Source organism: Algoriphagus aestuariicola, from assembly GCF_017254835.1.
In the GTDB taxonomy this organism is placed as follows: Bacteria; Bacteroidota; Bacteroidia; order Cytophagales; family Cyclobacteriaceae; genus Algoriphagus; species Algoriphagus aestuariicola.
Genome location: NZ_JAFKCW010000001.1, coordinates 1,692,292 through 1,715,966, shown reverse-complemented (window position 1 = coordinate 1,715,966; position 23,675 = coordinate 1,692,292). Strand labels below are relative to the sequence as shown.

At 47.0% G+C, this 23,675-nt stretch carries 22 protein-coding genes and 1 other RNA gene; 15 read left to right on the top strand and 8 right to left on the bottom strand.

Features of this window, described 5'->3' with window-relative positions; all coding sequences use genetic code 11:
- Window positions 1-6 precede the first annotated feature (6 nt).
- A complete protein-coding gene (locus tag J0A67_RS07165) occupies window positions 7-1,650 on the bottom strand; it encodes a TldD/PmbA family protein (RefSeq protein WP_206568577.1) in 1,644 nt (547 codons plus the stop codon).
- Window positions 1,651-2,089: 439 nt separating this feature from the next.
- Here J0A67_RS07165 and rnpB point away from each other — a divergent pair.
- Together rnpB and J0A67_RS07155 are read left to right on the top strand one after the other, a co-directional pair.
- An RNA gene (gene rnpB, locus J0A67_RS07160) (RNase P RNA component class A) lies at window positions 2,090-2,526 on the top strand.
- 16 nt (window positions 2,527-2,542) lie between these two features.
- Complete coding sequence (locus J0A67_RS07155; RefSeq protein ID WP_206568576.1) at window positions 2,543-3,700, top strand: sigma-54-dependent transcriptional regulator; 1,158 nt, start codon at window positions 2,543-2,545, stop codon at window positions 3,698-3,700.
- Window positions 3,701-3,886: 186 nt separating this feature from the next.
- Here the strand turns inward: J0A67_RS07155 and J0A67_RS07150 are convergent, their stop codons facing one another.
- Window positions 3,887-4,882, bottom strand: coding sequence for an acyl-CoA synthetase family protein (locus J0A67_RS07150; RefSeq protein ID WP_206568575.1), 996 nt, complete (start codon window positions 4,880-4,882; stop codon window positions 3,887-3,889).
- Between the two features lie 96 nt (window positions 4,883-4,978).
- On the opposite strand from J0A67_RS07150, the gene J0A67_RS07145 reads away from it, so the two are divergent.
- Window positions 4,979-5,614: a hypothetical protein gene (locus J0A67_RS07145; RefSeq protein WP_241265084.1), complete on the top strand. Its 636-nt coding sequence runs from the start codon at window positions 4,979-4,981 to the stop codon at window positions 5,612-5,614.
- A 38-nt stretch (window positions 5,615-5,652) separates the two neighbouring features.
- Here the strand turns inward: J0A67_RS07145 and J0A67_RS07140 are convergent, their stop codons facing one another.
- The gene (locus J0A67_RS07140) at window positions 5,653-8,067 is read right to left on the bottom strand and encodes an alpha-ketoacid dehydrogenase subunit alpha/beta (protein ID WP_206568573.1); all 2,415 of its coding nucleotides are present in this window, start codon (window positions 8,065-8,067) and stop codon (window positions 5,653-5,655) included.
- A gap of 432 nt (window positions 8,068-8,499) precedes the next feature.
- Between J0A67_RS07140 and ald the strand changes: the two genes are divergently transcribed.
- The 3 genes from ald (at window position 8,500) to J0A67_RS07125 (ending at window position 11,879) form a co-directional block, all read left to right on the top strand.
- On the top strand, window positions 8,500-9,615 hold the full coding sequence (ald, locus tag J0A67_RS07135; protein WP_206568572.1) for an alanine dehydrogenase: 1,116 nt from the start codon (window positions 8,500-8,502) through the stop codon (window positions 9,613-9,615).
- 307 nt (window positions 9,616-9,922) lie between these two features.
- Window positions 9,923-10,363, top strand: a complete 441-nt coding sequence (locus J0A67_RS07130; protein WP_206568571.1) for a hypothetical protein — start codon at window positions 9,923-9,925, stop codon at window positions 10,361-10,363.
- Between the two features lie 151 nt (window positions 10,364-10,514).
- On the top strand, window positions 10,515-11,879 hold the full coding sequence (locus J0A67_RS07125; protein WP_206568570.1) for an ATP-binding protein: 1,365 nt from the start codon (window positions 10,515-10,517) through the stop codon (window positions 11,877-11,879).
- A gap of 430 nt (window positions 11,880-12,309) precedes the next feature.
- Here J0A67_RS07125 and J0A67_RS07120 read toward each other — a convergent pair whose 3' ends face one another.
- From J0A67_RS07120 to J0A67_RS07110, 3 genes are all read right to left on the bottom strand, one after another.
- Window positions 12,310-12,645 carry a zinc ribbon domain-containing protein YjdM gene (locus J0A67_RS07120; protein WP_206568569.1) on the bottom strand — a complete coding sequence of 112 codons (336 nt, stop codon included), beginning with the start codon at window positions 12,643-12,645 and terminating at the stop codon, window positions 12,310-12,312.
- A gap of 90 nt (window positions 12,646-12,735) precedes the next feature.
- The gene (locus tag J0A67_RS07115) at window positions 12,736-13,281 is read right to left on the bottom strand and encodes a DUF4136 domain-containing protein (RefSeq protein ID WP_206568568.1); all 546 of its coding nucleotides are present in this window, start codon (window positions 13,279-13,281) and stop codon (window positions 12,736-12,738) included.
- 73 nt (window positions 13,282-13,354) lie between these two features.
- Window positions 13,355-13,954 carry a DUF6992 family protein gene (locus J0A67_RS07110; RefSeq protein WP_241265083.1) on the bottom strand — a complete coding sequence of 200 codons (600 nt, stop codon included), beginning with the start codon at window positions 13,952-13,954 and terminating at the stop codon, window positions 13,355-13,357.
- Window positions 13,955-14,252: 298 nt separating this feature from the next.
- Between J0A67_RS07110 and J0A67_RS07105 the strand changes: the two genes are divergently transcribed.
- A complete protein-coding gene (locus J0A67_RS07105) occupies window positions 14,253-14,951 on the top strand; it encodes a DUF502 domain-containing protein (RefSeq protein ID WP_206568566.1) in 699 nt (232 codons plus the stop codon).
- A 59-nt stretch (window positions 14,952-15,010) separates the two neighbouring features.
- Here J0A67_RS07105 and J0A67_RS07100 read toward each other — a convergent pair whose 3' ends face one another.
- On the bottom strand, window positions 15,011-15,634 hold the full coding sequence (locus J0A67_RS07100; RefSeq protein WP_206568565.1) for a LysE family translocator: 624 nt from the start codon (window positions 15,632-15,634) through the stop codon (window positions 15,011-15,013).
- Window positions 15,631-17,181 carry a GH3 family acyl-acid amido synthetase gene (locus J0A67_RS07095; RefSeq protein ID WP_206568564.1) on the bottom strand — a complete coding sequence of 517 codons (1,551 nt, stop codon included), beginning with the start codon at window positions 17,179-17,181 and terminating at the stop codon, window positions 15,631-15,633. Before J0A67_RS07095 ends, J0A67_RS07100 begins: the two co-directional genes overlap by 4 nt.
- 47 nt (window positions 17,182-17,228) lie before the next feature.
- Between J0A67_RS07095 and J0A67_RS07090 the strand changes: the two genes are divergently transcribed.
- The 8 genes from J0A67_RS07090 (at window position 17,229) to J0A67_RS07055 (ending at window position 23,675) form a co-directional block, all read left to right on the top strand.
- A complete protein-coding gene (locus J0A67_RS07090; protein ID WP_206568563.1) occupies window positions 17,229-17,897 on the top strand; it encodes a YggS family pyridoxal phosphate-dependent enzyme in 669 nt (222 codons plus the stop codon).
- Between the two features lie 90 nt (window positions 17,898-17,987).
- Window positions 17,988-18,374, top strand: coding sequence for a DUF423 domain-containing protein (locus J0A67_RS07085; RefSeq protein WP_206568562.1), 387 nt, complete (start codon window positions 17,988-17,990; stop codon window positions 18,372-18,374).
- A gap of 50 nt (window positions 18,375-18,424) precedes the next feature.
- On the top strand, window positions 18,425-19,750 hold the full coding sequence (locus J0A67_RS07080) for a D-alanyl-D-alanine carboxypeptidase (RefSeq protein ID WP_206568561.1): 1,326 nt from the start codon (window positions 18,425-18,427) through the stop codon (window positions 19,748-19,750).
- A gap of 119 nt (window positions 19,751-19,869) precedes the next feature.
- Window positions 19,870-20,724 (top strand): alpha/beta fold hydrolase, encoded by an 855-nt coding sequence (locus J0A67_RS07075; protein WP_206568560.1) that lies wholly within the window; start codon window positions 19,870-19,872, stop codon window positions 20,722-20,724.
- Entirely contained in the window at window positions 20,721-21,233 is a 513-nt protein-coding gene (locus J0A67_RS07070) for an RNA polymerase sigma factor (protein ID WP_206568559.1), read from the top strand. Before J0A67_RS07075 ends, J0A67_RS07070 begins: the two co-directional genes overlap by 4 nt.
- Window positions 21,223-21,804 (top strand): hypothetical protein, encoded by a 582-nt coding sequence (locus J0A67_RS07065; protein WP_206568558.1) that lies wholly within the window; start codon window positions 21,223-21,225, stop codon window positions 21,802-21,804. The genes J0A67_RS07070 and J0A67_RS07065 overlap by 11 nt, the downstream gene beginning before the upstream one ends.
- Before the next feature lie 127 nt (window positions 21,805-21,931).
- Window positions 21,932-22,975: a S66 peptidase family protein gene (locus tag J0A67_RS07060; RefSeq protein ID WP_206568557.1), complete on the top strand. Its 1,044-nt coding sequence runs from the start codon at window positions 21,932-21,934 to the stop codon at window positions 22,973-22,975.
- Between the two features lie 7 nt (window positions 22,976-22,982).
- Window positions 22,983-23,675: an SGNH/GDSL hydrolase family protein gene (locus J0A67_RS07055; RefSeq protein WP_206568556.1), complete on the top strand. Its 693-nt coding sequence runs from the start codon at window positions 22,983-22,985 to the stop codon at window positions 23,673-23,675.

Sequence of the window (23,675 nt, the reverse complement as noted above, 5' to 3'; positions counted from 1 at the left end):
TTGTGGTTAAATACTTCTTGCCGTGTTGATGACATTCACTCCATCGAAGCGCGTAGTCGAACTTCCGTGGGATACAGCTGACGATTGGGAAGGCTGGCCTTTTCCATCGAAGAAAGTCCCCATAAATCGGTAGTCGTCCTTGTCGCAGATCGCCGAGCAGGAATTCCAAAACTCCTGGGTGTTGGACTGGTAGGCCACATCCTCGAGCATCCCGACAATTTCGCCGTTTTTGATTTCATAGAATACCGTACCTCCAAACTGGAAGTTGTAACGCTGCTGGTCGATGGAGAAAGAGCCTCGTCCGAGGATGTAAATTCCTTTTTCCACATTCTTGATCATGTCCATAGGAGTCATCTTTTCCGTGCCTGGCTTGAGAGAAACATTGGCCATTCGCTGGAACTGTACAGAGCTCCAGTTGTCGGCGAAAGAACAACCGTGGGACTCATTCTCACCCAAAATTCCGACTTGGTCCCTGATCGCTTGGTAGTTGACCAAAACGCCGTTTTTAATCAGATCCCATTCCTTGCATTTCACACCTTCGTCGTCATAGCCCATGTTGCCGAGGGAATAGGGCTGGGTTTTGTCCGCTATCACGTTGACAATGTCTGAGCCATACTTGAAATTGCCGGACTTCCATTTGTCCAAAGTCGCAAAACTAGTACCGGCATAGTTTGCTTCATAGCCCAAAACCCTATCCAACTCCAAGGGGTGGCCGATAGACTCATGAATGGTCAGACCTAGGTGGTCAGGATCCAAAACGAGATCATACTTCCCAGGCAAAACTGACTTGGCGGTAATCTTTTCCTTGGCCTGCTTCGCCGCAGTAATAGCGTCCTCGACCATGTCGTAGGAATATCTGTAGCTGTTAAAACCGGCCGCATTTGGGATTTTTTCCGAAGCCGTGCCATCCATGTATTCGTATCCCATTCCCATAGGGGTGCTGAGGCCTTGGCGTGAGCGGAAGCCTCCGGATTCCTTGTTCACAGCCGTCACAGTCAGGTTAGGCCACATGCGGTGCACATCCTGATCGATATAGGAACCGTCGGTAGAGGCAAAATATTTCTGCTCATTGATCATAAACATCGCCGAGTTGACAAATGCCGCACCGTTGTCCAAAGCCGCGTTGTTTGCCGCCAGCATCAGGTCAATTTTCTCCTTCACGGGAACCGCCATCGCGTTTTTCTTGATTGGCGTATTCCAAGTGACTTCGCCATGGCCTTTTTCTGGGGCCAGGACTACGGGCTCTTTTTGGAGTTTGGAGTTGGCTTTGGCGATAGCCACAGCTGTCTCCGCGCACTTCTTAATGCCATCGGGGGTCACGTCGGAAGTAGCCGAAAAGCCCCATGTTCCACTGGCAATCACTCGGATGCCGACACCGAAAGTCTCGGTATTGGAGATGTTTTGGACGTTTTTCTCCCTGGTGAAAATACTCTGGGATAGGTATCGTCCGATACGCACGTCCGAGTAGGTCGCTCCTTTGGCTTTGGCGGCATTTAGAGCCGTATCAGCAAGGAGTTTTTTTGCGGCCACGTCGATACCCGGTTCGATTAGTCGCTCTGCTGAGACGGGATTTCCCATCGCCATGACTCCAGGAGTCATCAAGGCACCAAGGCCCAAGCCGGATAGGTGAATAAAATCTCTTCTTTTCAATCGATGTTTGTTTTAATGGTTAGGTTTTCTTCTGTATGCACTAATGTACTCCTATTATGAGCTCAATTCAATGTGAATATTACAACTGCGGTCAAATGGGTTCAATTGGTGGAGTTTATTCAGTTTGGAAACATCTTTTTGAAAAGATAAGGTATCCAAAGCCGCCAAAAAGCAAAATCGAGGGCACTTTTTCTCCAATAAAGGGTATTTCGGTCCATAGAATGGCGTAGCAATATTGGCATTACATCCATGGCTATTTTGGAATGTTGTTTAAGTTTTTTCAGAAGGAATTTAATCAACTGACAATCAGAGAAAATCAGTATTTCGAAGTGAAACCAAAAACTGGAAAACGAACAAACCTAGGTCAATTCACCGATTGGTCTATTTCTAATTTATCCCAAGCCCGTCAACCTAAACCCAAAAATCGCGTACTTTGCACGGTGCAAGTCGTCTTGCCGCTCCGATCCCGATGACTATCGGGACTTTCGGGGAGGAAAGTCCGGGCAACACAGAGCGCCATACTTCCTAACGGGAAGGGTGTCGACTGGTGACGGTCGGCATACAGCCAGTGCCACAGAAACAAACCGCCACTCACGCTCAGGGCTTGCCCCGAGCAAGTCGAGGGGTAAGGGTGAAAAGGTGGGGTAAGAGCCCACCGTCCCGCTGGTGACAGCTGGAGCTAGGCAAACCTTATGGGTTGAAAGATCAAATAGACCCCGGGCAAAGAGCTGCTCGTTCGATTCTCGCCTCGGCGGGATTCCGGGGTGGGTAGATCGATGGACCCCTGTCGCGAGGCAGGGGCTAGATAAATGGCAAGAATCCCTGCGGAGCAATCCGTAGTTGATACAGAACCCGGCTTACAGACTTGCACTTTTTTCTTTTAATTTACGCTATGCCAAAAATTCTCATTATTGATGACGAGCGCTTTATCCGCGCCTCCCTTCGGGAAATCCTAGAGTACGAAAAATTTGATGTGACCGAGGCCCAAGATGGCGAAGAAGGCCTGGCCAAGATACAGGAAGAGGACTTTGATCTGGTACTCTGTGATGTCAAGATGCCCAAGATGGACGGAATCGAGGTACTCGAGCAGGCTAAAAGCCTCAACCGCTCTCCCCAATTCATCATGATCTCTGCCCACGGCAGCATAGAAACTGCGGTGGAAGCAACAAAAAAAGGCGCATTTGACTTTATCCCCAAGCCACCAGACCTCAACCGTCTCCTTCTCACCGTGAGGAACGCCCTCGACAAAAAACAGCTCGTGACCGAAACGAAGGTCCTTAAGAAGAAGCTGTCCAAGAAGTATGACATGGTGGGCGAATCTCCGGCCATCGCGAGGGTCAAGGACACCATAGAGAAAGTCGCCCCGACAGACGCACGCGTCTTGATCACAGGGCCAAATGGGACTGGAAAAGAACTCGTGGCACACTGGATTCACCATAAAAGCAACCGACAGTCCGAGCCGTTTGTTGCCGTCAACTGCGCCGCGATCCCTTCAGAACTAATTGAGTCCGAACTTTTTGGACATGAGAAAGGGGCATTTACTTCAGCCCATAAGCAGCGCAACGGAAAGTTTGAGCAGGCCCAAGGCGGAACCTTGTTTCTCGATGAGATTGGCGATATGTCCCTTTCTGCCCAATCCAAAGTACTCCGTGCCCTGCAGGAAAATCTGATCAACCGAGTCGGGAGCGACAAAGACATCAAAGTCGATGTTCGTGTCTTGGCAGCGACGAATAAGGACCTGAAAAAGGAAATCGAGGCAGGAAGGTTTAGGGAAGATCTCTATCACAGGCTCAGTGTAATATTGGTACAGGTGCCCGCTTTGAAAGATCGCAAGGAGGATATTCCCCTGTTGGTCGAGAAGTTTTTGGATGACATCTCCCAAGAAAACGGAGACGCAAAAAGAAGCATCACCAAGGAAGCGCTGCAGCAGCTACAGCAGTTCCCTTGGACTGGAAATATACGGGAACTCCGAAATGTGGTCGAAAGACTGGTGATCTTGGGTGAACCGGTGATCAGCCTGGAGGACATAAAAAAATATGCTGACTATTGACGGTCAGCATATTTTTTAGCTATTGGCTTTCTGCGCGGTAGGCGCTTTGGCGTACGCCGGGCAAGGTTTGCTGGAGGCGCAAGCTCCCAAGGCTAATATCCCGACCAATAGTGCAAGCGTGGCTAATCTTTTCATAGTTTAGTTTTTATACTTTTCAAATATGTCCATTAAATCTTAAGATAGCAATTACTGCACCATTAAGTTGCAGCCTCGGATTTCCGAGTTGTCAAAGCGCCCCAAAACCTCCAAGTGGCCATTTTCGTCGAATCTCCCCAAATCCTGAGTTTCGATAAAAGCGCAAGAATGAAAGTTGGCCAAGTCGATCACGTTAATCCCCCCCTGAGATCTGGTAGTCCAGCTCAGTGGATCATTCACATCCCGAAGCATAACGCGCATGGTCGCAGGAAGCGTATACTTCCCCTCTCCTTTTGAATAGGCCTGGGACATCAGCTCCGTCATGCCGTACTCGGAATGGATGGACTCCAGGCCAAAAAATGCCTTGAGACAATCATGGACTTCTTCTCTGATCATCTCCTTTCGGCGCCCTTTCATCCCTCCCGTTTCCATTACCATTAGGTTATCCATCGGTGAAAACACCTTTCCCGATTCCGCCAAGTCCAACAACGCGAAGGTGACTCCAAGTAGCAGGACCTTCCTGTTTCCACCTTTCAGCAATTTCAATTTCTCCAGCAACTCATCTTGGTTGTATAGAAAAAAGCCAGAATGCCGCGATTTGGAAACTTCTATAAAATGCTTGGCCATAGCCACCAAACTACTCCCCGGTCTTTCGAGGTAGGCGGGCAATAACGCCAACACATGGTAGCCTTCCAAAGGAGCATAAATCTTCTCAAAAATTTTCTGGGCGTGGCCTAAATACCAGCTTTCGGACCAGACATAATGCTTGGAAGTGATGGCCCCCGTAGTGCCGCTGCTTGAATAAAAAGAGGAAAAATCTGAACTACTACCGCAGACAACCGGAAAATCCTTGAAAAAACGGATGGGCAAAAATGGAATGCCTTCGAGGGACTTGACCTTTTTCGATTCTATCTTTCTCGCCTCCAAGTAGGCTTTATATACTTCATTTTCAGCGGACTGATAGTGAAACAATTCCAATGCAAAATCTTCGAACTGGCCATCATCGAAATTGGTTAGCCTCTCTGAAAAACTTTTAAAATCTCGCATCGTTTTATATTTTGCGTTTTTACTGAGAAAAACTAACCTTATTTTCGGGAGTAAATTTACCTTCAGCCGATGCGATTCAAAAACTATTCAGGATTAATGTTGGTAACGGCCTTGGGCTGGACTTCCTGTATCAGCCCCCCGGACAATTATCCGTCCGTGCCTCAAATCGAGTTTTCCACTATCGAATACAATGGCGACTCCCTGAATATCAGTGTAGACTTCAGGGATGCGGAGGGAGATCTGGGACTTGCCGCAACCGATGTCAACCCACCCTATAATCCGCTGTTTTATAAACGAGATGCTGCCGGAAATTTGATCACCTATGCCAACCGCCCACTAGAGGCTCCTTCATATAATCCCATCGATTGGGTCGTAGACCCCATCGTCAATAATGCTGTGGTAAAGGACACCATTTGGGTAGAGCAAAACGAAGATCAGTACAACATTTTTGTTCGGTTCTACATCAAGAGAGATGGGCAATTTACTGAGTTCAGATGGCAGGATCCACCTTTTTACACCACCTTTAACGGGCGATTCCCGAGAGTCCTCACCACTGAGGAAGGGCAAGCGGTGGAAGGGAATATCAAGTACCAAATGCTCTCTAGGGGATGGGAATCCATCTTTCGTACCGACACTCTTAGAGTCGACGTAGAAATTCAGGATCGAGCGCTTAATCGAAGCAACCAAGTGTCAAGTCCGGAAGTTACGCTCAGGCAAATCACCAAAAACTAAAAAAACAAAGCCTCCGGATTTTCGGAGGCTTTGTTTTGCTAGATGAGGGGAAACTTTTTAGGGTTTGCCTCATGCATCATGCGGTAGGCTTTCTCCGTCACGTCATCTGCGCTTGGCTTGGAAAAATAGTCCCCATCCGAGGAATAAGCGGGACGATGTGCTTTGGCAGCGATAGTCTGGGGCTCTGAGTCAAGGTATTTGAAAATCCCCTGCTCATCCAGTGCCTGCTGAAGCATATAGGCAGAGGCTCCGCCTGGCACGTCCTCGTCTGCGAAAATCACCCTCCCGGTCTTCTGGACGGACCTGCCTATTACACCATGGTTATCAAATGGCAATAAGGTTTGCACATCGACCACTTCCACGGAAATCCCCAACTCCGCCAACTCTTCGGCCGAATCCATGACGATCCGGCACATGCTCCCGTAGGTAACTACGGTAAGGTCGGTGCCCTCACGCAGGATTTCGGGCTTGCCCAACGCGACGGTATATTCACCCAAGTTGGACGGCAATTTCTCTTTCAGTCGGTAGCCATTTAGGCATTCGATCATGATCGCCGGCTCATCGGACTCCAAAAGCGTCTTATACATTCCAGCAGCCTGGGTCATGTCCCGAGGCACGCATACGATCATTCCTCTCAGAGACGAAAGTATCATCCCCATCGGAGAACCAGAATGCCAAACCCCTTCCAGTCGATGACCCCTAGTTCGTACGATCAACGGCGCTTTTTGGCCTCCTTTGGTTCTATAGAGCAAGGAAGCCAAATCATCTGACAGCGTCTGCAAGGCGTAGAGGAGGTAGTCCAAATACTGGATTTCGGCTACTGGTCTCAGCCCTCTTAACGCAGTGCCTATACCTTGTCCGATGATGGTGCATTCCCTGATTCCGGTATCTGTCACCCGAGATTCTCCGTACTTCGCCTGAAGGCCAGCAAAAGCTTGATTCACGTCTCCGATTTTTCCCACATCCTCGCCAAAGGCAAAGAAACGCGGGTCTTTTTCCAGAGTATGGTCAAAAAATGCCTGAAGAATCTCTCGGCCGTCAACCAAAGGGGATTTCTCATCGTAGGTAGCGGCTACTTCTTTTATATTTCCCACTGCCCACTGGGAGTGGCTGTATAGATGACTATTGTATCGGTCAAAATTCTTCTCTCCCTGAGCTTCATACCAAGCTTTGAGACCGCTTCTTACACTTTCCGAGTCAAACCTCATTGCCAGCAATGCCTTCCTGACAGCGGTAACGGCGTCCTTGCGGATTGGATTGATAGTCTTCGAAAGTTCTTCGGCCAATTGAAGTAGCACGACTTTTCTGGTGCTCTTTTCAGCCGAAGATCTCAAAAGGGCAATTGCCTCTTGGATCTCTTTTTTTATCTCCCCAGAAAATCTATTCCAAGCTGCCTCTTTTTGTCTTTTGACCTCTGCCTTGGCGTCTTCTTCAATCTGGTCCAAGGCTTCATCCTTCGCAATCCCCGCAGAAACAATATAGTCCCTAAATCGGCTGATGCAATCCCATTCTTTTTCCCACTGCAATCGCTCTGCAGACTTGTATCGCTCATGGGATCCCGAGGTGGAATGCCCCTGCGGTTGGGTCATTTCTTCCACATGGATCAAGACAGGCACGTGTTGTTGACGGGCCAGTCCCCCGGCATACCGGAAGGCTTGAACCAAGGCCTCGTAGTCCCATCCTTTCACCCGGAGTATCTCGATTCCACGTTCGGTTTCGGTACGTTGGAAACCCATCAGCACTTCTGAAATGCTCCCCTTGGTCGTATGGTACTTATTGGGTACTGAAATTCCGTATTCATCGTCCCAAATCGCAACTACCATTGGGACTTGCATGACTCCGGCGGCATTGATGGTTTCAAAAAACATCCCCTCAGAGGTGGACGCATTGCCTATGGTACCCCAAGCGACTTCATTCCCGCTTTTGGAAAACTGCTTCAGATCTCTGAGTGCTTTGTTTTCCCTGAAAAGCTTCGATGCATAGGCCAATCCCAACAGCTTGGGCATTTGGGCAGCGGTAGGAGAAATATCAGCGGCAGAATTATAGCATTGGGTCAGGTCCTTCCAAGAACCGTCTTCGTTGAGAGAGCGGGTCGCGAAATGTCCATTCATCAAACGTCCTGCACTTGCAGGCTCAGCTTCCACATCCGCATGAGCATACAGTTGCGCAAAATACTGGGATATCGTCAACTCCCCGAGCGCAAACATAAACGTCTGATCCCTATAATATCCAGACCGGAAATCACCGAGCTGAAAGGCCTTGGCCATTGCGATCTGCGCCAGCTCCTTTCCATCCCCAAAAATCCCAAATTTCGCCTTTCCCATAAACACTTCCTTTCTCCCCATGAGGGAGGCGTGGCGACTGGTCACCGCCACTCTGAAGTCTTCAAGAATTTCCTCGTTGCTGACTAGGGGTTCTTCCGGGGACTGCGGATAGGATTTGGTAATTGCCATATGCGAGTAGGAATCTAAATGTTACTTTGGGTTGGACATTCTGCTCTTAGCATCATCAAAAATAGCCAAAATTGACTTTGATGCAAATTTCTCCTTTACATTTTAACAATCAAAAATTTTGAAAGAATTGCCGAATTTTCATCCATTTGAAATATTATTTTGAATTATTTCAACAAACATCTGATTTGCTTGAAAATCAGAGATTAATGAAAATCCATAAATCAAAAATTTTCAAGAGTAAAATTTTAGACAAGCGGGGTTTGAAAAAATATAATCTTGGAATTTTCTAGAAATCCATCATAAAAAATAAAATAAACTACCGAAAACCGCTGTCAGCCCCACTGCATACCAAATACTATTTTATAAAGGGCTTTTTGGATAGTCATTGCTTCTTATCTTTGCCCCAAGAATCTAAATCCAAATGCTATTGCCATGATAATAGGTGTCCCAAAGGAAATCAAAAACAACGAGAACAGGGTAGCACTTACCCCGGCTGGTGCCAAAGAGCTGATCAAAAGAGGTCACAGCGTCTACATCCAACATACCGCCGGTGAAGGCAGCGGTTTTCCAGATGCTGAATACGAAGCCGCCGGAGCTAAAATCCTCCCTTCCATTGAAGCGACCTATGAAATCGCAGAGATGATCATGAAGGTGAAGGAGCCAATCGAGTCGGAGTACAAGCTGATCAAGGAAAACCAATTGTTGTTCACCTATTTTCACTTTGCCTCCTATGAGCCCTTGACCAAGGCAATGATCGAGAGCAAAGCCGTTTGTTTGGCCTATGAGACTGTGGAAAAAGCGGATCGAAGCCTTCCACTACTGGTACCGATGTCCGAGGTAGCGGGCAGAATGGCGATTCAAAAAGGTGCCAACTATCTCGAAAAACCCCTGAAAGGTCGCGGAATTCTCTTGGGTGGAGTACCTGGTGTTCTTCCTGCCAAGGTCCTTATCCTCGGAGGTGGCATCGTGGGAACTCAGGCTGCCTGGATGGCCGCTGGTTTGGGTGCCGACGTCACAATCATGGACGTGTCCCTGCCAAGAATGAGATACCTCGCCGACGTGATGCCTGCGAATGTCAAAACCATCATGTCCAACGAATACAACGTGAGAAATCTGATCAAAGACGCAGACCTTATCGTCGGGGCGGTTTTGATCCCCGGGGCAAAGGCTCCTCATCTCATTACCCGCGACATGCTGAAAGACATGAAGCCCGGCACCGTATTGGTGGATGTAGCGGTAGATCAAGGAGGTTGCATTGAGACCTGTAAGCCGACTACCCACGAAAACCCAACTTTCATCATCGACGATGTCGTACACTACTGTGTGGCCAATATGCCAGGAGCAGTTCCTTATACTTCTACCCTCGCGCTGACCAACGCAACCCTCCCCTACGCGATCCAATTGGCAGACAAAGGCTGGAAAAAGGCTGCGCAGGAAAACGCCGACTTGGTGCCAGGACTGAATGTAATCAATGGAGAAGTGGTGTACGAGGCTGTCGCCCAAGCCTTCGACCTCCCTTTCACTCCAGTGGAAAAATATTTGGCTTAAGCCGATTTTTGAATTTCAAAAAATCCCTCCGGAGCGATCTGGAGGGATTTTTTTGTTACAGTGATTCCAACGGTTTATCACAAAAACGCAAAGCTGAAAAAACTAATACGAGATTGCATATGTAGCTGTAATTCAAAACAATATTGTTTCATATAATTGCGATATTCCTTAACTTTTAACTATCCCACCTGGAAGAAATTCCCAATCGAAAAGCCAGGACAGTTTATTCTCCAGCCAACTAATTTTTATTTGACTATTGATTTTTGAAATTCTGTGAAGCAGTTCATGACTGCAAGTGAAATTGCCCATGTCCAAGAAAAGTGACGTTCCTATTAGGATCTTCCAACCATTGACAACCTACCATCTTCACTGGGACAGCTACTTTAGTGGGGATGTCTATGCCTTCTCCTACTTCCCCGATCCCGACTTTGTGTTGATCGGCAAAGGCGATTGGGGTGCTTGGAATGGAAATGCGGACATGGTGAAATTTTTCCGGACAAACACGAAAGCGGTAAAGGGGCAATTGAGATTAAAAAAACTGAAAACTTCCACCAGAAACACCACCGACTTTCTTTTGGTATCCGAGGTAGCATGCCTTTTCGCCCCATCTTTGGAGACACCGTTCTTCCACTCCAAATTCCATACATCTTCCTTATTTAGGAAAATGTCCGATGGTTCGAAGTTCTTCCAGCAGCGTGAGAACGAATTCAGTTTGATCAAGCAAGAAAACCCGCATCTCCGGATGTGAGCAAATTCTCCGGGAAATCAAATTTCAAAAGAAGAATAAGCATGGAACTATTAGATAAAAACTGGAAATGCCGCCAACACAAGGACAGAGCGGAGCCATAAGTCGAGTGCTCTGAATTCAGAATTTAAGATACAACCAATACGAACTGGTCATGAAACTCACAAACAAACTAGAAGAGGAACTTAAAACGCTGTATCTACTATACTTTGAAAGTTTGTTTGGAGCCAATGTGGAAAGATACGTGTCATTTTTTGTGGATGATTTCAAACAATTCGGTACAACGCTGGAAGAAGCTTGGTTTAGTAAAAGTGAATCCGGAGCGTATTTGGGAACCCATGTGGGTCCAGTTGCCGGAAAGATTGAACTAAGAAACAGGGATATCAAGATGGAGGCTGTCGACAGACTCATTTTGATCATAGAGCAAGCAGATTGCTTTGTAAATATTGACGGGATTTGGGCTTTCTATGATAGGATACGGATTTCCTCTCTTATGCAAAATACGGTGTCAGGCTGGAAGTTTGTTCAACAGCACATGTCCTTTCCGGATAGCAGGACGGAGGAAGGGCAAACAGTAGCACTGGAGAAAATCAAGGCGGAAAATATTAAACTAAAGGCTGCTGTAAAAAGGCGGACAACAGAGCTGGAAAAGAAAAACCTGGAACTCAAACAAGCCATATTGAACCTAAAATCCACCCAAGCCCAATTGATTCAGCAGGAAAAATTGGCTTCCTTGGGCCAGCTAACCGCAGGCATTGCCCACGAGATCAAAAACCCGCTAAACTTTGTCAACAATTTTTCGGAAGTGAGCCTGGAAATGCTCTCTGAAATCAACGAGGAGAGAGCCAAGAGCCAAGAAATAAGGGATGAGTCTTTAGTCGATGAAATATTGGCTGATGTTGTGTCCAACATTCAAAAAGTCCGAGAACACGGAAAACGCGCCGACGAGATCGTCAAATCCATGCTCCAACACAGCCGGGGAGGTTCAGGCAAAAAGTCCCCGATGGACGTCAACGCCTTGGTCAGGGAATTTGCCAACCTTGCCTTCCACGGCATGCGGGCCAGCAAGAAACCGATCGATGTGGCACTCCAACTGGACTTGGGAAAAGACGTCGGAGAAATCCCCATGATTCTAGAGGATCTCAGCCGTGTGATCATCAACATCTGCAGCAACGCCTTTGACGCGATGAGGGAGAAACTATCAAAACCGCCAGCCGATGAAAAAAACGGAGACTGCCCGGAGCAGGCCGAATCCTACCAACCAATGTTGAAGGTTTCCACGGCTAAGCATGAAGGAAAAGTGATCATCGCATTTAGGGACAACGGGGTCGGGATACCCGATGAGATCCGAGACAAGATCATGCAGCCCTTCTTCACCACCAAGAAGGGAACCGAGGGTACCGGCCTGGGTCTCAGCATCACCCACGACATTTTAAAGGCGCACGGAGGAGACTTGAAGATCGAGTCTGAGCCTGGCATTGGTACAGTAGTCCAGATCTTTTTCAATCCACCAAAGTGAAGCCTCTAGTCCCATGAAACCCCTAATGATCCCTTTGTTGATTTTTTGCATGTATCATCTCTAAGCAAGGAGCTTAGCCCAATCCCTATTTCTGTCTCTATGTGACGATATCAAGATTGTCTCGAACCATGCCCAACACTGTGATAATGTACAAGCGCTGAGTCGAATCAGCTTTCTGCCTCGTCAGTCAGCCCAGGTCGCTAGCCAAGTTTGTCCGGTATAATTTCGTAAAGACCATTCAAGTTCTCGGGCGAAAACTCAACGTGTCAAATGCCCGTCGCAAGAAAATCAACAAATCCTTGACTTTCAAAATGCGGTTTTGGAAATCAAGGTTGTTCAGCGCACCTCATTCCCTACTATTTTGAAAAAGAAACAAAAAGCAAAGTCATTCCCAAAAACCGATGAATGTCTTAGGAGCTACACCAAGCAATCAAGCTTTCCTAACAAATTCCGACTTTAGGGCCATGGAGCCAAAGCCATCGATCTTACAGTCGATATTGTGATCGCCTTCCACCAGACGGATACTTTTAACTTTTGTACCAGCCTTGATAGGCTTGGGAGCGCCTTTCACGGGAAGGTCTTTCACGATCACGACGGAGTCGCCATCCGCAAGCTGGTTTCCGTTCGCATCCTTCACCACTAGTCCGCTTTCTACTTCCTGATCTTCGGGATTCCACTCGTGGCCACACTCCGGACATACAAGCAGGCTGTCCATCTCATACGTGTACTCGGATTTACATTTCGGGCAAGGGGCTAGATTTTCCATCGGGCAAAGGTAAAAAGAATGCGTGCCAAACCCGCACTTGGCTCTGAGGTCAATTATCGTCCACTCAGGCTGATTCTGATTGGAGAGCGATTACTCGTTCAGTGAAGCCAATAATTGATGGAGTACCAAGTCCAATTCGTCGAAATCAAACTGTCGAGCACCACCATAGACCACTCCCGAACTGATCCCCATCCACGCGATTTCGTTCGTTTTGGTGTCTTGAATCAAAAAAATCACCTTTCCAATCATTCCGGAATTAACAATAAAGGGACCTGACCCGAGCCCTCCACTGGGTAAACTATTTCCGGAATTTAAGGCACTGTAGAAAGGCCCCGGTATGGAAGAATAATAAAGTGGCTCTGCATTCTTGATGAATTCTCGGGAAACAAGGACTCCCTGAATCAAAAAATCAGGATTCTCTGAAACCTCATCAAATCCATATTCTATCAATTTGTCTCTGAAAGTAAGTTTGAGCCGCTCATTTCGTTTATCTGCATAATCCTCTTCTATCATTTTAAAAGTCTGATATTCTTTCAGCATATCCGCATTGGCCAGGGTATCTATGGAGACGGTTTCGGAAACCTTGCAAGAACCCAGTATAAAGACCAGTGTGAGTAATGGGAGAATATTCTTCATATTTCAAGGGTTTTTTGGGGAATTAACTAATATTACGAATTATTCAATAACTAGTTCAATATCAACCAATAATTCAGAAATCCATTTTAAAATTTACCCCTGTAGGTCCCAAACTGATATTTTGAACCAAGCTCGGTAGTTCTTTTCCATGAGCACGATGAAAACCATACAATACACTATCAAAAGCCAGCAAAAAAGCGCCTTGAAGAATTACTGACTTTCCAAAGCCAATTAATCTAGAATTATCCGTTCTCAAACCTCGCTCCCTCATATAGAGCCCTCCGGCCATATAGGCCAAATCCAAAGCACCGTTCAAAAGCAATATTTTCTCTATCCCCTGCTGCGCTTCAATTGTCGCCCAAAAATCGGTTCCGGGATTCCCTTTCGTGGCCTGCCAATAGCCAAACCCGGCAATTAACAGGTTTACCGAGTTCCAATACAGATTCATTTGATGAAAAGCTTTGGTCTCTCCGGTCGTATGACTCGCTCCTATCCCACCCCAAACCATATTTCCTACAGCCCAAGTGCCGAGTATCAGCATACCATTTTGATTGTAGTCCAGTCTGGTTTGGTTAAACTCAGCCAATGCGGGAATTTCTTGGGCATAAGCATTCACTGAGAAAAATAGACAGAGAACTCCTAGAAGGCTAAATCTGAAATGGAGTTTTTTCATATCCATCTAACCCGAATATTTGCAGCAATGTTTATTCAATCCGGCAACGACGGATAGCCAGCCTTTCCATTTTTCATCAAATCCTTGGTAAACTAGCTGCAACTTCTCCGTCCCATTTTTCAAAAATCGGCCTTTACTGTTTTTCATTTATAAAAAGAGAGGCAGAATTTCCACAATCAAGTCCACCTGCTACACACTAACGCCCCCCGAACATCCCTTTCCGTCTCGACCAGGTGGATGGCATGGATTTGCCTATTGATGGGGAGAAAAATAATCCAAATCTAGACAAACAGAAAACATGGACCCCCAGCCCAAAAATCCAGAAATTCATAGAAAGGACTCGGAAAGAGGATTTTTTCTAGACACACTTTTCCAAGGATTTTTGATTTTACTTCCCCTTACAATCGTACTGATTCTACTTTCCTTTGTATTCAACTTTATCTTCAAAATAGTCGCTCCGATCAGTTTCATGCTGGATTCCGGAAGTGAAGAGCCTCATTGGTCCATAAATTTTCTTTCGATCGGGATTCTTGTCCTATTTATCTTTATCATCGGTGCGCTAATCCGCAATAAGGTCGGAAGGTCTTATTTCTCCCAATTTGAAAAGAAATATCTGACTAAAGTCCCACTTTACAGCCTTATCCACCAAACCGTTTACCAGTTCGTGGGATTGAAAAAGCTGCCATTTTCCGAAGTGGTATTGATAGATCCGTATAAGACTGGAACATTGATGACGGGATTCATCACCGACAAAATTAACGAGGACTTATACACCGTATTTGTCCCCACCGCTCCCAATCCTACAAACGGCAATATTTACCACGTCCCCAAGACAGCCATTACTTTCTTGAATGCCCAAACGCAGGATGCTATGCGCACCATAATGGGGATGGGAACAGGAACTTGCGATTTGATCGCCACAGCCGGAAAAAGCTTCGTAAGCGATTGCTCAGAGGAGTCGAAAAAACAATTGAATCCTGAACTGACTATAGATTAATATGCCTCTGTTCTAACCCTCCCATGACTTTTATGCTTCGGATCGAGGCTAGATTCTCTTTAGCGAAGATAAGTGTAGAGTAGCATTCTGATCCCGAATCCAATCATGACTAATCCCACTGCCTTGTTTAGCCATTGCATCATTCTAGGCGTGACCAAATGTGACAGTTGCTTGGCGACAAAAGCCTTCAACAAGTCAATGCACAATACCGTACCCAAAACCCCTGAATAGTAAAGCCACACATCAGAAGCCCCGAAGGAATCTTTCAAGTGCACGATGCTGGCAATGGAGATCCAAAACAAAAGCACAAAAGGATTGATGCCATTGATACTGAACCCCTTTAGGAAGGCAGACTTTTTCCTGACCCGGGGAAGTTCCAGGCCCCCAGAATTAGGCCTTGAAACCTCTTTCTTGAGCAAGGAGCTAATCCCAAAACCAATAAGAATCAATCCCCCGACATAGCCCAAGGCAAGCTCGAAATAGGTGGCGTCCGCCAAAAACTTCACTCCAAAATAAGTGACGGCCACGTACATACTATCGCTGGCAAAAATGCCCAAAGCCAAGACAGCCGCATAGCGAAATCCATGCGCGAGACTACTTTGGATCAGCGTGAAAAACACAGGCCCAATCAAAGCGGAAAGCAGGAATCCCATGCTTATTCCCTCCAGCAGGCTGTGAATCATTCCAGACCTTTTTTTTCAACCAAAAACTGTGTCCAGCTTTGGGCTTTCTCTCCTTTTAATACTCGGGGAAACTTGTTTTGGCCGCCCTCTTTTCCCTGCTCCCTCATCCAATCGTAGAAAACAACAGAAGGCAGAGCGGTCACCTTTACCTGCTTCAATGCGTGTTTTCGCTCGACGGCGTAGTCGTCGTTCAGGGTTTTCAAGTGTCCGTCGAGCGCGTTGGCGAGCTTTTTAGCATCAGTCTCGTCGTCCGTCCCAATATACCAGTGGTGTGCAAATAGTTTTTTATAAGGCTCTCCCAACACCGTAAACTCTTTAATCCTAATGCCCAAATCATCCGCTGCCAGCTCTACGGCCTTGTTCATATTGTCCACGCTGAGATGCTCTCCGCAGAGACTAAGAAAGTGCTTGGTACGGCCGGTGATGACGATTTCGCATTCCTCTTTGGACACGAATCGGACGACGTCCCCAATCAGATATCGCCAAGCTCCAGCACAGGTGGAGATCAGCAGTGCGTAGTCCCTGCCCTCTTCCACCTCATCGATTTTCAGTGTTTGGGTATCTTTTCTCACGTTACCGTCCTCGTCGAAATTAGCCTCGGTAAAGGGAATAAACTCGTGGAAAATCCCGTTGTTTAGCACCAGTCGCATAGACCGTCGATTGGGGAGCGCCTGCAAGGCCAAGAAACCTTCCGAGGCCAAATAGGTTTCGATGTAGATCAGAGGCTTTCCCAAGAGCGTCTCAAAGCCTTTTTTATACGGCTCAAAAGACACTCCTCCATGGACGAATATCTGGAGGTTGGGCCAGATTTCGTGGATGTGCTTGACTTGATAGCGTTCGATGATTTTTTCTAGCAGGATCTGCAGCCATGCCGGCACACCGACGATGATGCCGATATCCCAATCCCGCGCCTTTTCTACGATCTGGTCGAGTTTGTCCCCCCAGTTTCTGTTTCGGGAAATCTTTTTGCCCGGCTTGTAAAATCGCTGGAACCAGATCGGCAATTTTCCAGCGGTAATTCCACTCAGATCTCCGGAAAAATACGTCCCGTTAAATTCAAGATCCGTGCTTCCACCGAGCATCAGGATTCCCTTGGTAAAAAGCGAGGCGGGCAAATCGTATTTGGAAAGGCTCAAAATCTGCCTAACGCCCGTCCGTCGGATTGCCTTTACCATGGACTTGGTAATCGGAATGTACTTTGACGCTGCGCCGGACGTGCCTGAGCTAAGCGCAAAATATTTCACAGCGCCCGGCCAGGTCACATCCTTTTTCCCTGCAAGTAGCTTTTGCCAAAATTCCGCGTGAATTGAATCGTAGTCATAGATCGGGACCTGCCGTTTATAAGATTCATAAAATGCTCCTCCCTCTTTCTTAAAATCAGCCAAAATGCTCGAAAAAGCATACTTTTTGCCGATCTCGGTATCTTCCGCTTTCAGCAAAAGCTTTCTCAGCTGGGTCTTTTGCAAATCAAGTGGACTGCTGTATTCCTGCTCCAGACTCTCCCGAAGTCGGATGCCTTTTTTAAGCAAATTGCTTAGGATTGCCATATCTTTGTTTTAGGTCTAAAGCAAAAAGTGAAGTCTAAAATTAGATAATGGACATCAAAGCCAACCTCGAAGCCGTAAAAAATTCCTTCGCCAATCCCGCCTGCCAGCTGATCGCGGTCAGCAAAACCAAACCCCTAGTAGACCTCCAAGCAGCCTATGCCGCTGGAATTCGGGACTTTGGAGAAAACAAGGTTCAGGAAATCCAAGCAAAACAACCCGACATGCCAACAGACACACGCTGGCACATGATCGGCCACCTGCAGAGTAACAAGGTGAAATACATCGCACATTTCGTGCACCTCATCCATGGCGTGGATTCATTTAAGTTGCTTCGTGAGATCGACAAACAAGGCAAAAAAATAGACAGAGCCATTCCCGTTTTGCTCCAAATACACATTGCTGAGGAGGAAAGCAAGTTTGGTTTTGAAGAATCCGAACTGAACCAAATGCTCGAATCGGCAGATTTTGCCGCACTAAGCCACGTGCAGATCCAAGGGCTGATGGGGATGGCTACTTTTACAGAAAATGAAAACCAAATCCGGAAGGAGTTCCGCTCGCTCAAAAATCTCTTCGACTCCCTAAAAGCAAGAAATCTCCCAAGCTTTGTCCAGCTCAATGAGCTCTCCATGGGCATGAGTGGGGACTATCGCATCGCCCAAGAGGAAGGCAGTACGATGGTTCGTATAGGCTCAGCGATTTTCGGAAGTAGAAACTGATACGAACTATGATCCTCACCCCTTCTCTGGTGGAAGAATTTCAAATATCCGACTGAGCGATATCCAAGAACACTTAATTAAATCAACGACTTGAAGCCCTCTACTATTCTCAAAACAGCCGCGATTTTCGGAGCACTTGCAGTCGGAATCGGTGCGTTTGGCGCGCACGGCCTGAAGCCCATGCTGGAAGCCTCCGGCAGATTGGACACCTTTGACACTGCCGTCAAGTACCATTTCTACCACAGTCTAGCACTACTTGCACTCGGCGTTTGGGCCTCAGCAAAACCAGAATTGAAAAAAACAGGACTTAGCTTTTGGGGTTTTACTTTGGGGATTTTGATCTTTTCAGGCTCTCTGTACACTTTGTGCCTCAGCGGTATAACATGGCTTGGCGCGATAACGCCTTTAGGCGGCGTTGCGTTTATCGTGGGTTGGCTGGGACTGTTGGCTCCCGCCGGCGAACTGACCAAGCGATAGATTTGCGCACGATTTCTGTTTTTGTCCATCTCAGCCCTTTCATTTCTCCAATGCCTCGAATCAAGTCATCCTTTTCCAAATCTTTCTTTTTTCCGGGAGTCTTGGCTTTGGCGTTCTTTCTAACAGGCTTTCCTTCGGCAGCACAACTCAGCCGGATCCAATATGAAAAGCTGGAGACTGCCTTAGGCGAAACCAGCTTTTTCAGCGGACACCTCACGGGTTTCATGCTTTATGATCTGGATTCCCAGCGGGTACTCTTCGAGAAGAATTCCCAGATACGCTTTATCCCCGCCTCGGCGACCAAGTTGTTTACGCTTTTCTCCTCCCTCCTAGTCCTCCAAGACAGCACCCAAACCCTACGCTATGTCGCAGACGGGGATACCCTGAGAATATGGGGCAGCGGCGATCCGAGTTGGAAATACAAGAAATTTGCCCAGCCCGACTTCCGACGTTTTTTGGCACCTTTTAAGGCGGTCGTTTTTTCGGATGCCAACCAAGTTTCGCCGGCTTTTGGCTATGGCTGGCAGTGGGATGATTACTATTTCGACTATGCTGCAGAACGGACTTCCCTGCCGATTTATGGCAATTTGGTTCAGGTGAGAAAGACAGGAAGCCAAGCCTTTGTCCTACCGGCTATCTTCCAGCCTTACGTCAAAACGACAAATCGACCAATCAAGGAGCTCGAACGGGATTTCCACTCAAACAGCTTCGCCTACAACCCTTCCACCTTCCAAGGAAAAGAAGAATTCATCCCCTTCCTCACCTCGCCAGAACTCTTTATAGAACTCGCAAGTGTTGAAACTGGAAAACCCTGGCTATATCGGCCGGACTCCCTGCCAATCGCGCATAGTTTATGGAGAGCGTCCCCGCTATTTCCATTGCTGAAGGAAATGATGCTTGAAAGCGACAACTTCATCGCCGAGCAGCTTATGCTGATGGTATCGGATCGGCTGTTTCAGACCCTGGACACCGAGCGGGCGATAGAATACATTCAAAAGACCTATCTATTTGACCTTCCTGACCAAACCAATTGGGTGGACGGCAGCGGGCTGAGTCGGCATAATCTCTTCACGCCAAGATCCATGGTAGCGCTTTTTGACAAACTCTACCGAATCATCCCGGAAGATCAGCTCTATGAAATCCTGCCCACAGGCGGCAAAACCGGAACGCTTAAAAACAGCTATCAAGCCGCTCAGCCCTACATTTTTGCCAAGACAGGCACCATGAGCAACAACCATAGCCTCGTTGGGCTGATCAAGGCCAAAAGCCGTAAGACCTATTGCTTTGCTTTCATGAACTCCAATTACCCCTATTCCGCCTCGATCGTTCGAAAGGAAATGGAAAAAGTCATGATAATGGTAAGGGATATGATGTAAGTTTTTCCGTTATTATTTCATCCCAGTTTTCCTGACTTACACCCACCAGCTTTGTTTCTGATATTTTTTAGAATAACTGTAAGGTTTCCGATCGACTCTGGTCTAAAGAAGAAAAAACCATGAAAAAGTTATTTCTTCTTTTTTTCTTCAGTATCTCCATCGCCACTACCGCAAATTCCCAAGAACTTGATGTTCAAGTTACCGGCTCGGGACAAAAAATCATCCTGATTCCCGGACTTGCTTCTTCTGGGGAAGTGTGGACAGAGACGGCCAGTCAACTCTCCCAAAACTTTGAATGCCATGTATTAACACTTCCGGGCTTCGGCGGAAATCCAGCAGCAGATCTAAGCGAGGGATTTCTTCCGCTCATGGAATCCATGATCGCCGATTATATTCAAAAGCAAAATCAGCCGGTCATCCTGATAGGCCATAGTTTAGGTGGTTTCCTCTCACTTCATCTCGCTAAGTCAAATCCACAACTTGTCAAGAAAGTAATCATCGTCGACTCGTTTCCTTTCTATTCTGCAGCGATGAATCCAAATGCGACTGCGGAGGGCATGAAGGAAATGGCAGGTCAGACGAAAAAAATGCTCCTCGGGCTGAGCGAAGAGCAATACAAAGCTCAACAGGAAGCCAGCATAGCCACCATGACTGCAACCCCTGAAAAGGCGCCAATGATTACAGATTGGTCACTTAAGAGCGACAGAAACACAGTCGCGGAGGCTATGTATGAGCTGATGACGACCGACTTCAGGCAAGAGCTCGGAGAAGTTGAAACTCCACTGCTGGTCTTGGGAGCCTGGTATTCTGCAAAAAGCTATGGCCTTACGGAAGAAATAGTCAGAAAAACATACGAAAACCAATATCAGTTGGCCTCAAATGTCCAAATTGAAATGGCTCCAACAGCGCACCACTTCATCATGTGGGACAATCCGGAGTGGTTTATGGAGCAAGTCAATGCCTTCCTCAAATGAAAAGCGGCAAAGAAATTCAGTTTGAATCAATCTATCGTGACAATAGGGACAAAGTCTACCGGTTATGTCTCGGATTTGTCCGGGAAAAAGAGCGGGCAGACGATCTCTTTCAGGAAATCTTGATCAAGGTTTGGAAACACTTGGATTCCTTCAAGGGAGAAAGCGAAATCAGTACCTGGATCTATAGGATTGCCTACAATACCGCCCTGACTTTTTCCGCAGGGGAAAAGAAAAAAGACGAAAAACAGACCGGATTTCCGGAAAATCTGGATCTCATCGAGCCGGAAAATAACAATCAAGAACAGGAAATTCGGCTTCAGCTGCTTTACCAGACCATCAATGAATTGCCGGAACTAGACCGTGTGATCGCCACACTCCTGTTGGAAAACACTCCCTACAGGTCCATCGCGGAGATCAGCGGGATTTCGGAAAACTATGTCGCCGTAAAGGTGAATCGGATCAAAAATGTTTTGACCCAAAAACTCAATCCACAGACCCATGAAAACTAATTTCAACGACATACAAAACCTCTGGCAGTTCAAAAAAGCGAAAAGCTTTGACCTCAGCACTATGATCGACCGTCTCAAACAAACTGAAAAATCCCAAAAACGAGAGCGATTGGTCATTCTATTTTGCACACCGGCGACAGTTGGATTTCTATTTTGGGTGATGCCTTGGAGGGAAAGTCCTGCGATTCTGATCAGTTTGATCCTGATCGCTTTGATCATGATTTGGGCCACTTGGCTAAGCTATGCATCCAAATTAAAACCCGTTGACTCCACGGAGAGCTTTGACAATCGCACTTATCTTACCACTCAAATCAAGCAATTGAATTACCGCTACCGGATTGCCCAGCGACATATGTACACCTATGGGGTACTTCTTTCCCTAGCATTGAACATCAGCTATTTTGTTCTTTTGGAGCCATTGGGATTGGGCCTCAGGATAGGAATTCATTTGGCGATGACTCTCTCAGTTTTGGGTTTTATGCATTGGAGCTTGAAAAAGAGGCTAAAAAAATACGATCAAACACTCAAGCCGACGATAAATAAGCTAGAAGAATTATTGTCCCAAAAATAGTTGGTCTGGTTTGGCCTTTTGCCGATCGACCACCTCCTTCTTGGAATAGGTTTTGAGAAAGTGCGGGGAGAATTATCCGGTGTTTGGCATCAAAATCCTAACTTCATCCCTCAATCCGAGACTCCGCATGGACAAAAGACACTTTCTCAAATCGCTAGGCCTTTTAGCAGGTACAGCGCCTTTCCTTTCTTTTAGCTCTCCTGAAAAATATCCAGCCCCAAATGTACTTCTTCCCAAAGCTGTCAAAAAGGGCGACACCGTAGGCATCATTTCCCCCTCCGCAGCCTCGGCGGATCGAATGGAATTCACCTATGCCAAGGAGGCCATGGAAGCACTCGGCTTCAAGGTCAAGCTCGGCCAAAACCTAAAAAACCGCATGGGACATCTGGCGGGAACGGATGAGGAGCGAGCTGGAGACCTAAACGCCATGTTTGGCGACTCTGAGGTAAAAATGGTCATCTGTATTCGGGGTGGGTCTGGCGCGGCGAGGATTTTGCCTCTACTGGACTATGAGCTAATCAAGAAAAATCCGAAACCCCTGCAGGGATACTCTGACATCACGGCACTGCACTCTGCGATCCAAAGCCAGACTGGCCTTATCACCTTCCACGGGCCTAACGGATCGGGAAGCTGGAATAGCTTCAATGTAAAACAGTTCGAAAAGGTCTTCTTTGGAAAAGATCCCATTGTTTTCAAAAACGAAATCAGCAAAGGCGATGACCTCGTGGCCAAGGGAAACCGAATCCAAACCCTGACCGGAGGAAAGGTTAAAGGAAGGATATTGGGGGGAAATCTCACCGTATTGACGGCTTTATCAGGAACGCCTTATTTACCTGATTTTCAAGATGCTATTTTATTCATCGAAGACATCGGGGAAGATCCCTATAAGATTGACCGAATGCTCAGCACGCTCAAGCTGAATGGAACATTGGATAAGATTAAAGGCTTTGTTTTTGGACAATGTTCGGAATGTACGCCAGGCGGCGGCTACGGAGCGTTTACTGTCGATCAGCTATTGGACCACTATGTATTACCGTTGAAAATCCCCGCTTATTCAGGCGCTATGATTGGTCACGTGTCGCGGCAGTTCATCATCCCAGTTGGCGCATCCGTGGAGCTGGATGCTGACTTGGGGACCATCTCAGTGGATCAACAGCTTTTCCAATCCTAAATCCAAGATGTTTCACCTTCTCCTGATTATCCAGCTTTCCGCAGCACTAATTACTATGTCAGAATTTCTCGATTCCCAAGACCAACAGACTCTCAGCTACCTCGCATTGGGGGACAGCTACACTATCGGAGAAGGAGTCGATGAAAAAGAGCGATATCCAGTCCAATTGATCAGCTCACTAAATCAACGCGGGAAATACCACTTTTCGTCACCCCAGATCATAGCAAAAACCGGCTGGACAGTCGATGAACTCGAAGCCGGGATCAAAGCCTCAGCTATCAATCCCGACGGCTACGACCTGGTCACCTTGCTCATCGGAGTCAACAACCAATACCGAGGCCGGCCAGTTGCGGAGTTTGAGATGGAATTTGAAGCGCTCTTGAAGCGAGCAATAGGTTTTGCAAGAGGCGAAAAGGACCATGTGATCGTCTTGTCAATTCCCGATTGGGGAGTCACACCCTTTGCCCTCGGCAAAAGTGCAGACCAAGCAAAGGTCGCCCGAGAAATCGATGCCTATAATCTGGCCAAACGATCAGTCTGTAGCCAAATGGGCATCATCTTCGTCAATATTACAGATGATTATAGAGAAATAGGTTTCCAGACGGAAATGGTCGTCGAAGACGAACTCCATCCCTCGGGCCTAGTCTACTCACGCTGGAGCGAAAAACTTTTAACCCAAGTTCAAAAAATCAAATTCTGA

What these genes read in the sequence shown, in the direction of transcription:
- J0A67_RS07055 (WP_206568556.1), top strand. Translation starts at nt 22,983, where the DNA reads ATGTTTCACCTTCTCCTGATTATCCAGCTTTCCGCAGCACTAATTACT.
- J0A67_RS07115 (WP_206568568.1), bottom strand. Translation starts at nt 13,281, where the DNA reads ATGAAGAATATTCTCCCATTACTCACACTGGTCTTTATACTGGGTTCT.
- J0A67_RS07105 (WP_206568566.1), top strand. Translation starts at nt 14,253, where the DNA reads ATGGACCCCCAGCCCAAAAATCCAGAAATTCATAGAAAGGACTCGGAA.
- J0A67_RS07070 (WP_206568559.1), top strand. Translation starts at nt 20,721, where the DNA reads ATGAAAAGCGGCAAAGAAATTCAGTTTGAATCAATCTATCGTGACAAT.
- J0A67_RS07060 (WP_206568557.1), top strand. Translation starts at nt 21,932, where the DNA reads ATGGACAAAAGACACTTTCTCAAATCGCTAGGCCTTTTAGCAGGTACA.
- J0A67_RS07125 (WP_206568570.1), top strand. Translation starts at nt 10,515, where the DNA reads ATGAAACTCACAAACAAACTAGAAGAGGAACTTAAAACGCTGTATCTA.
- J0A67_RS07090 (WP_206568563.1), top strand. Translation starts at nt 17,229, where the DNA reads ATGGACATCAAAGCCAACCTCGAAGCCGTAAAAAATTCCTTCGCCAAT.
- J0A67_RS07130 (WP_206568571.1), top strand. Translation starts at nt 9,923, where the DNA reads ATGTCCAAGAAAAGTGACGTTCCTATTAGGATCTTCCAACCATTGACA.
- J0A67_RS07120 (WP_206568569.1), bottom strand. Translation starts at nt 12,645, where the DNA reads ATGGAAAATCTAGCCCCTTGCCCGAAATGTAAATCCGAGTACACGTAT.
- J0A67_RS07110 (WP_241265083.1), bottom strand. Translation starts at nt 13,954, where the DNA reads ATGAAAAAACTCCATTTCAGATTTAGCCTTCTAGGAGTTCTCTGTCTA.
- J0A67_RS07075 (WP_206568560.1), top strand. Translation starts at nt 19,870, where the DNA reads ATGAAAAAGTTATTTCTTCTTTTTTTCTTCAGTATCTCCATCGCCACT.
- J0A67_RS07095 (WP_206568564.1), bottom strand. Translation starts at nt 17,181, where the DNA reads ATGGCAATCCTAAGCAATTTGCTTAAAAAAGGCATCCGACTTCGGGAG.
- J0A67_RS07150 (WP_206568575.1), bottom strand. Translation starts at nt 4,882, where the DNA reads ATGCGAGATTTTAAAAGTTTTTCAGAGAGGCTAACCAATTTCGATGAT.
- J0A67_RS07100 (WP_206568565.1), bottom strand. Translation starts at nt 15,634, where the DNA reads ATGATTCACAGCCTGCTGGAGGGAATAAGCATGGGATTCCTGCTTTCC.
- J0A67_RS07145 (WP_241265084.1), top strand. Translation starts at nt 4,979, where the DNA reads ATGTTGGTAACGGCCTTGGGCTGGACTTCCTGTATCAGCCCCCCGGAC.
- J0A67_RS07080 (WP_206568561.1), top strand. Translation starts at nt 18,425, where the DNA reads ATGCCTCGAATCAAGTCATCCTTTTCCAAATCTTTCTTTTTTCCGGGA.
- J0A67_RS07065 (WP_206568558.1), top strand. Translation starts at nt 21,223, where the DNA reads ATGAAAACTAATTTCAACGACATACAAAACCTCTGGCAGTTCAAAAAA.
- ald (WP_206568572.1), top strand. Translation starts at nt 8,500, where the DNA reads ATGATAATAGGTGTCCCAAAGGAAATCAAAAACAACGAGAACAGGGTA.
- J0A67_RS07140 (WP_206568573.1), bottom strand. Translation starts at nt 8,067, where the DNA reads ATGGCAATTACCAAATCCTATCCGCAGTCCCCGGAAGAACCCCTAGTC.
- J0A67_RS07155 (WP_206568576.1), top strand. Translation starts at nt 2,543, where the DNA reads ATGCCAAAAATTCTCATTATTGATGACGAGCGCTTTATCCGCGCCTCC.